This window comes from Bacillus pseudomycoides DSM 12442 (assembly GCF_000161455.1).
Taxonomy (GTDB): domain Bacteria; phylum Bacillota; class Bacilli; order Bacillales; family Bacillaceae_G; genus Bacillus_A; species Bacillus_A pseudomycoides.
The window spans coordinates 2,336,414-2,344,458 of record NZ_CM000745.1 but is presented as its reverse complement, the minus strand read 5'-3'; the positions used below and the strand labels follow the sequence as shown (position 1 = coordinate 2,344,458).

Genomic DNA, 8,045 nt, shown 5'->3' with positions numbered 1-8,045 from the left:
CGGGAGTATTACTGCCCACAAATAGCGGAATAAACGGCGTGTTGAAGTAACACCGGTGACCGGAAAACGTTTAATGGAGGCGCAACGTATTACACAGCTGGATATATCCACTTATAGTTTGATACGTATGTGAATCATAAATAATAAAATAATTGAAAAAAGAGAGTCCCTTTTCCCAAAAAGGCACTCTCTTTTTTCAATTAGATAGTTTCTCCATGATCTAAACAAAGTAGATTAGCTTTAGCTGATGGCTCTTCAATAGATTGATTAGCAACACCAAAAGATAAAATCCCTGTAAAAATCATTACAGTTAAAAGTACTTTTTTCATTATTTTTAGGCTCCCTTCTCCAAATCTTTTTTGTCAGCATCTAGGGCAATGTGAAAGAATCTACTGGCTTTTTCATCATTGCTTAGGTCATAGAATTTATTTCCAAGAATTGAAGCATATTCTTTTACATGACCCCATAGATTTTCTTTCTTGAAGTAATATATTCCTGTCATAATAACTTTCTCTAGTTCCTCAATCTCTGCTCCCTTATTCAGTTCTCTTAAGATAGCAAAATGGCACTTATATTCTTTAAGTTTTGTAAGGTTATATCCTTGTTCAATTAGATCTGCAGCAAGAAAATTTTCTCCTAACTTATAGTATTCCCTAGCTAATAAAAACATAGTTTTAGGGTTATTTTTTAAGGAATCCTTTAAATACTTAATCGCTAACTCTGAAAGGTTTTGATCAGCATATAATAATCCTAAATTATGTTTCACTTTAGCTATTAGTTGTTCTTCGCCATATTTTTCAAATATTCTAAGAGCTGAAATGAAATTTTCCTCAGCAATTTCATACAGCCTAAGTTTAGTACAAGCAAGTCCTATGGTGTTTTGACAGGAAGCAACTTTCATTTCATATCCTGTATGCTTCGAAAATACCTCTTTTGCCTTATTAGCATATTTAGCAGCCAACAACGGGTTTAAGGATTGATAATGGAATACTGCAAACATGTAATCAAATTCAGCCTTTTCTAATTCATCTGGAATAGTTGCTAAGAGTTTTTCAGCCTTCTCATATTGTTCTTTAGCTTCATTATGATTTCCAACTGAAATTGCATAAATAGCTTTGAAGAAATGATAATAATATTTCAAAAATGTTTCGGTTTGTTCTGGAAATGGAGCAATCTTTTCTAGACAGTCTTTAGAACCATCTATATCACAAACCAGTAAATTATATCTAAAGTTAAGTAGGGAATAATAGATAGAGATATTAGAGTCTTCTTCAATACTATGAATATTTCTATCAATCTCTTCTTTTAAGTGTTTAGCTTTTATTATATGTTGAGAAATAATTGCATTATACCAACTGCTTAATAATGTTATTATTTCTTCTTTTGCTATTATATGTGTATCCATAATATTCTTCATCCTATTATATTAATATTATAACAAAAAAACAAATTTTCCGACATTTTATTCTGTAAAAAGCTAGATAGTACCTAAGGTACTATCTAACTTTCCATAATGTTGTCGAAACAATAGCAGAACCTGGCTTATCCTCTTGCTTATACAACCATTATGTGTTGAGTCCATCAATACGGATAAGAACTATATTTCTTACTTAATTTTTGCTGCATCAAAAGCTTTTTGAACTGCTTGAACCTCAGTTGAGTTCGCCCCATATTTATTTGCTGCAACTCGAAGGCATGCCGATCTCAATTCGGAGAAACCAGAAGTCATGTTTAATTCATCAGTGTTTGCATAATGGAAAATATCAAACATTTTATCCTCGCCAATACCTTTTACAGTTACACCGTTATGAGTGCCACCTTTTGCAATTAAATACGCAACTTTATTAATAATACTTGAGTTGAAATGAACACCTCCATTATCCCATCCATTAAAATCGTTAAATTCACTATAATCATCTGGATACGGTACTCCAGTTGAAGAAGGAACTGAAGATGGATTTGCCATATCACGGAAAACTGATCCAGTTTGTTCTCCCATTGTCCAGTTAAATTTCCCCTTGTTTATATATTTCTCAATAGCTGTTCCCATAATATCAGATAACGCCTCGTTAATCGCACCAGATTCTCCGGAATATTCAAGATTAGATTCGCTAGATGTAACCGCATGTGTAAATTCATGTCCTGCTACGTCAAATGCCTTTACAATAGGATCTCCATATACAAGCATGCTACCATTATTAGCACTTAATGCGTTCTGCCAATTCTTCGGATCATTTGTATCTTCAGAATCCCAGGCATGTACAACTGAAACTACTTTTTGTCCCTTATTATCAAAACTATTACGCTTGTATTTATCTTTATAAAAATCATATACCTTTGTTGCTAAGAAATGAGCACTTACCGCTTTTGGATCATTAAATGTTGTTGAAGTGCTAGTTGCTAGTGTACCAGGGTAATAGCTTTCCTCTTTAGTAATATCTCTGTAATTCACATCATACGTTTCAATTCCTTGCCCTCTAGTGTAATCAGCAAGTGCATATTTCCCATTACTTTGTTTAGAAATACCAAATGTACGAGATATACCTAAATCATCTTTTCCTGTTCCAGTTAATGATGTAAGATTGCTTTTTCTACTTTCCTTTAAGGCTCCAACAAGCTTTTCACTTGCTTTTAAATCTGATTCTTGTACCATATTTTTTAACATATCACCATTATGAGCATTCACTAAATAGGTTCCAGATACATAGTTTGGTGTTGCAGCAGCAAATGTAACTTGGTATGCATTGCTGGCTTGTCCATTATTTTCATCAACAAAAATAACTTCCTTTACTTCTGGCTCAGAAATAAACTTGATATCATTACCGTACTTCGTATAAATATATTGTTTCGCTTCTTCTTGTGATAGATTAATAGGCTTCTTTAAATCTTCTTGTTTTAAATTTTGCGCGCTATCTCCTGAAACACTTTTAATAACACCCTTTTTATCTACGTGTGCAGTCAATTGATGCCCATATACTTCTTTTCCTTCATATGTTTGTTGCATACGCACAAGTGTAGTTCCATCATAAGAACCACGCTTTTGAAGAACCTTATAATCTACTCCCGTTTCTCCATTAACTTGTTTTGGAGACAAAGCTTGCTCTGTCTTCTCCTTAAGAGCATCTTTTACTACATTTTCTGGTGCCTTTTGTGATGGTCGTGTAAGTTCACCTGTACGAAACGAATCCTCTTGCATTTGAACTTGTAGTTGATCTGTTTCCTCCGCATGACCTAGTCCATATGGTGTTACAGTTGTTAAAGCTAATCCTGTTGTTAATGCAACTGTAGCTAATGTTTTTTTATTTTTCATGTTTTTCACCTCGTATAATTTTCTGAAATATTAAACTTGTAAAAAGTATACTGTCTATTCTTGTCAAAAAAAAGAGAAAATGCCGAATTTATGTAACATTATGCAAAATTACATAATTTAATGTCGATAATCCGTTATTTAAATTCAATTATTCTAGAAAAAATTAATGTTTATAATGAATGGGATATTTTAAAGGAAAACGGTTGAAGAAGGTAATTCTTTTAGTAGCCGGTTACGTGGGCCAAGAATATATATTCGAGGAGAGAAATTATACTTCATACAGTGTTCTTATCTCTTTTTTACTTTATATGATGGCAGAATGGATTGTGGAGGAAACAAATCAGGAATCGTATTTCATCAGAGTTTATACATAAAGAGATCAAAGTTTTTACTCAAGACATACTAAAAACTGCTCCTATTAAGAAGTTTAGGCTGTGGAGAAATTCTTCTCCACAGCCTATGTTTGTTCCTGAACCGCTTAAAAAAATATTCACTATAGGAGATAGCACTCATAGCCGTTAAGTTAAGAAATTCATTATTCTCTAAAACTAAAAAATACGCTGCATTCTCAAAAGAACTAACTGTAGAGAAAGAAAATTTTCGTTTTGGGGGTATTTAATTTCGTTAGGTTGATGACGATGGGGTGCTACCCCATTACTTGAAAATCCTCTTGAAACATCTATTATTTACTTTCATAAAACTCTTCTTGTATTCCTTGAATTAAAGGTGATGCTTCCCCAGAATAGAAAATCCGTAAATCATGGAGAGATCTCGTGCAGCCAACGTATAATAGTTTCGCATCATGCTTTGTACCTTTATAATGTACTTCATCAACATCGATAAGAAGTACCGCATCAAATTCTAGCCCTTTTGCTAAATACACAGGTACAACTGAAATACCACCCTCATATTTACTTTGGTTTGCTTCGATGACGTTAGCAGTGATTCCTGTAGCTGTTAACTTTTCATATATATCACGACATTCATCATCTGTTCTTCCTATAACAGCAATCGTCTTCACATTTTCACTCTGCATATGTTGTAGAGTCTTTACAATTGCGGCAAATTGATTGTCCGTAGAAATAACCTTTACTTTCTCACCACTACGGAAAACAGGGGTTGCGAGCCCTACTGGAATTTCAGCATTTTTAATGACTTCATTTGCAAATTCAATAATTTCTTTTGTAGAACGATAACTCCTCGTCAGTTCATAATAACCGGTTTCTTGAAATACTTCTTTAAAGTCATTCCAGTCTTCAATCCCTTGATAATCATATATTGCTTGCGATAAATCACCTAAAATCGTAAACGAGTTACCCATTGTAATTTCTTTTAATATATAAATTTGGAATGGTGAAAAATCTTGTGCTTCATCTATAACAACATGGTGGAATTTTTGCCCGATTTCGATACCTGCTAATCGATGGTGAATATGAATAAGAGGTGCTAAATCTTCTACATACACTTCTTTTTTACGACAATTTTTTTCTGTTTCCTGAACAAGTTCTTCAGGTAAAACTTCCAATATTTCTTTTTGCTTCATCATCGAACTATAAAATGATACCGGGCTCATTTTAGGCCAAAATTTCATATAGGCATTTAATCTCTTTGTAGCTTCTTTTTTTAATGCTTTTTTCTCATTTGTTCCTTCAAACTTTTTAAGTTCAATCTCAATCCAGCGCTTTATTCGGCCGACTAATCTTTCTCTACGCTTCCTTAATGGATAGTGCTTATATTCCACTTGCATCCATTTTCTAATTTCTTCTACTGTAATAGATGCTTTATCCCATGCCTCAAAATCTTTTGTTGGTAATAAATTCTTTTCAAATTGAACAATATTTTCTTCAATAAATGACTTAAATTTCATCGTTCCTTTTAATTTACCGAGCATAACCTTTTTATCATCGCGATTTATCGAAAAAGCTTCTTTCAACTTTTCGTCAGTATCTTTCAATTTCACCGCATCATCTAATGTATTTAGCGCCCAATCTTGAAATGTTGTTTGCCTAATATTTCCTACACCAAGTTCAGGAAGTACACTAGAAATATAATCTAAAAACAAACTGTTTGGAGCAAATACAATCATTCTCTCTGCCTCTAGCTGCTCGCGATATTCATAAATTAAAAAAGCAAGGCGATGTAAAGCGATTGTTGTTTTTCCGCTTCCTGCAACCCCTTGAATTAATAATGGCATGTTTTTCTCTGCACGAATAATGTCATTTTGTTCAGATTGTATCGTCGAAACGATATCTTTTAATTTATTATCCTTGTTTTCACCTAATCGATATAGAAGAAAATCATCTGCAAGAGATACATCTTCACTTCCTTTTACATATGTATCAACAACACGTTCCAGTTCTCTTTTGCGAATAGCAATGTTCCTTTTTAAATACACATCGCCCTCTACTAAGCCATCTGGTGAATGATAAAAAGCCGGTTCTTCACCACCAGTAAATGAATAAAACATACTAGCAACAGGTGCGCGCCAGTCAATAACAATTGGTTTCATCGTTTCTTCATCAGAAACACCTACTTTACCAATATAAATCGGGTTTGGTTCTGGCTGTCCATCCTCCTGAAAATCTAATCGCCCAAAGTATGGTTCTTGCACACCAATACGTAGGTTTTGCCGATTTGACTCCCTCATACTTTCAAGTATTTGTTCTTTAAAATCCTCGCCATAGTAAACTGGAATTTTTTCCAATTTGTCTAGTTGTTCATCCATTGTAGATAAAGTTTTTTTCATCCGCTGTAATTCTTCTTCAAATATAGTACTCATAATGCTGATTCCCTCCTGTCCGTTCGAATTTTTCAGTCGAGATACAATTGTATAAAAAATACATTTATAAAGTCAATAGTTCGAGCTGGAATTTTCTAAAATATAAGAATACAAGAAAAAATCCCGCCTTTTTTCACTATTCATTATTTAATTTTTTTCTTTTATACGATAAACATTCGTACAAAAATGTTCATTGATAAAATAGATAAAGGCATAAATAAAATCCCATCGCCATCAAATATGAAATTTATATGCTAAATTCACTTATTAAGCTATTAATTCCCAGTCGGAGTAAATAAAACCATCTTTTTTGAAGTGTAATTGGTCCTATCAATTTTTCACTTACATACTGGAACTACATACTTGCCAAATAAGTCTAAGGATGAAAGCACTTTATGATGTTCTAATCCACCAAAATTCATTACTGCCATAAAATTCGTAACACCTATTTCCCTGTAGGACTGAATTTGTTTAATAACTTCATCAGGACTTCCTATTACTGGATTGAATTTATGTTTAAGGTCTTCATATGAGATATTCGTCCCACGCGGAGTATTCATAAATAGTTGATAAGGATCTTTTGCATTGGATTCAGCATCTACATATGTTTCACCAACATGAACATGAAATGCAACAGGGATTTCCAACTCTTCTGGATTACCGTATCCTGATTTCAGATACATATTTTTGTATGTATCAATCAGCTTTGCTAATTCATCCCGTGATTTACTAAACCCAAGGCCCATGAAATTGCTTCCCATACTAGCAACATGACTAACACCTTTTTCACTAGAGGTTGCAATCCAGTGAGGTGGAAACGGAGCTTGTATTGGCTGGACATTAAGTTTAAGATCATTGTATTGAAAAAACTTTCCTTGATGGGAAAAAGGCTTACCTGACCACGCCTTACGTAACACTTCTAGAGATTCGTTAAAACGCTCAGTTTTGTCCTCCAATGAAATATTATAACCATCAAATTCCTTCTGTGCATATCCACTACCTAACCCCAAATCTAATCTTCCATTTGATAAAAGATCAACCATCGCATAATCTTCAGCAACTCGTATAGGGTTGTGTAATGGAAGTACTGAAACACCCACACCAAGGCGAATTCTATTCGTCCTTTGAGATACCGCAGCTCCTTTGAGATACCGCAGCGAGCAGAACTGCTGGAGAGGGATTAATACCAAAATCTGAGAAATGATGTTCTGTAAACCATACTCCGTCAAAATTCATTTCTTCAGCCCGAATGGCTTGCTCCAATACCTCATTATAGAATTGTCTAGAAGTTCGGGATAATTGATCGGGGTAATTGTCGAATATTGTTAATGTACTAAATTTCATTTCATATCGCTCCTGATAATTTTATTTAGCTTCTTTATTTCACGGATTGTTTTCAAGAAATCTAGATGATAATGCACTTAAAAATAATCACTCTAATTTTCCGAATCATTCCACCTACGGCTGATTTCTAAACCATAATCCATATCATAAACTTCTTTTATAGCTTTAACCTTTTCAAGACTCTCTTGGCTAAATACAGGTTTGTTTTCAAAAGCATGAAGAACTATTCTTTCAAGAAGAACGCCTAGTGAAATATCATGATACTCTGCCATCGCTTTCAAAACTTTTACCATTCTTTTTTCCATTCTAATGCCAGTTTGTACACGTTCAACTTTAATTTTTTGATCTTTTCCACTCATTTTTTCATTATGTTGTTTCATAATCACACACCCTTCTCGCTAAAAAAAACAATATTTTGTTACCTATATAACAGTGTACTATTATAACAATATCGCGTATTTTGTCAATTGTATCATTATATTATCGATTTAACATAATGGAGTCTCGCCCCATCACTATCAAGATAATATAAAGTGAAACTTTAATCAGTGGGGGTTGTCTTCATCCCCCACTGATTATTAGTTGAACGAATCGGGCTTTTACGGGCAGTTG

Annotated in this window: 7 protein-coding genes and 1 pseudogene; 1 reads left to right on the top strand and 7 read right to left on the bottom strand. The window is 33.7% G+C overall.

What is annotated here, in order from left to right; translation table 11 throughout:
- Positions 1 to 28: 28 nt before the first annotated feature.
- Positions 29 to 117: pseudogene (locus tag BPMYX0001_RS32640) on the top strand (phospholipase); the annotation flags it as partial.
- A gap of 83 nt (positions 118 to 200) precedes the next feature.
- Here BPMYX0001_RS32640 and BPMYX0001_RS34535 read toward each other — a convergent pair.
- The 7 genes from BPMYX0001_RS34535 to BPMYX0001_RS11640 form a co-directional block, all read right to left on the bottom strand.
- Positions 201 to 329 carry a hypothetical protein gene (locus tag BPMYX0001_RS34535; protein WP_006095044.1) on the bottom strand — a complete coding sequence of 43 codons (129 nt, stop codon included), beginning with the start codon at positions 327 to 329 and terminating at the stop codon, positions 201 to 203.
- 5 nt (positions 330 to 334) lie between these two features.
- On the bottom strand, positions 335 to 1,405 hold the full coding sequence (locus tag BPMYX0001_RS11660) for a Rap family tetratricopeptide repeat protein (protein ID WP_018780624.1): 1,071 nt from the start codon (positions 1,403 to 1,405) through the stop codon (positions 335 to 337).
- 201 nt (positions 1,406 to 1,606) lie between these two features.
- Positions 1,607 to 3,310, bottom strand: coding sequence for a M4 family metallopeptidase (locus BPMYX0001_RS11655; protein ID WP_018765651.1), 1,704 nt, complete (start codon positions 3,308 to 3,310; stop codon positions 1,607 to 1,609).
- 682 nt (positions 3,311 to 3,992) lie between these two features.
- The gene (locus BPMYX0001_RS11650) at positions 3,993 to 6,089 is read right to left on the bottom strand and encodes a HelD family protein (protein WP_006095041.1); all 2,097 of its coding nucleotides are present in this window, start codon (positions 6,087 to 6,089) and stop codon (positions 3,993 to 3,995) included.
- Positions 6,090 to 6,427: 338 nt separating this feature from the next.
- On the bottom strand, positions 6,428 to 7,189 hold the full coding sequence (locus tag BPMYX0001_RS29410) for an LLM class flavin-dependent oxidoreductase (RefSeq protein ID WP_006095040.1): 762 nt from the start codon (positions 7,187 to 7,189) through the stop codon (positions 6,428 to 6,430).
- 13 nt (positions 7,190 to 7,202) lie between these two features.
- On the bottom strand, positions 7,203 to 7,433 hold the full coding sequence (locus BPMYX0001_RS34530) for an LLM class flavin-dependent oxidoreductase (protein ID WP_240516947.1): 231 nt from the start codon (positions 7,431 to 7,433) through the stop codon (positions 7,203 to 7,205).
- 92 nt (positions 7,434 to 7,525) lie between these two features.
- Complete coding sequence (locus tag BPMYX0001_RS11640) at positions 7,526 to 7,813, bottom strand: hypothetical protein (RefSeq protein WP_003197969.1); 288 nt, start codon at positions 7,811 to 7,813, stop codon at positions 7,526 to 7,528.
- Positions 7,814 to 8,045: the final 232 nt, after the last annotated feature.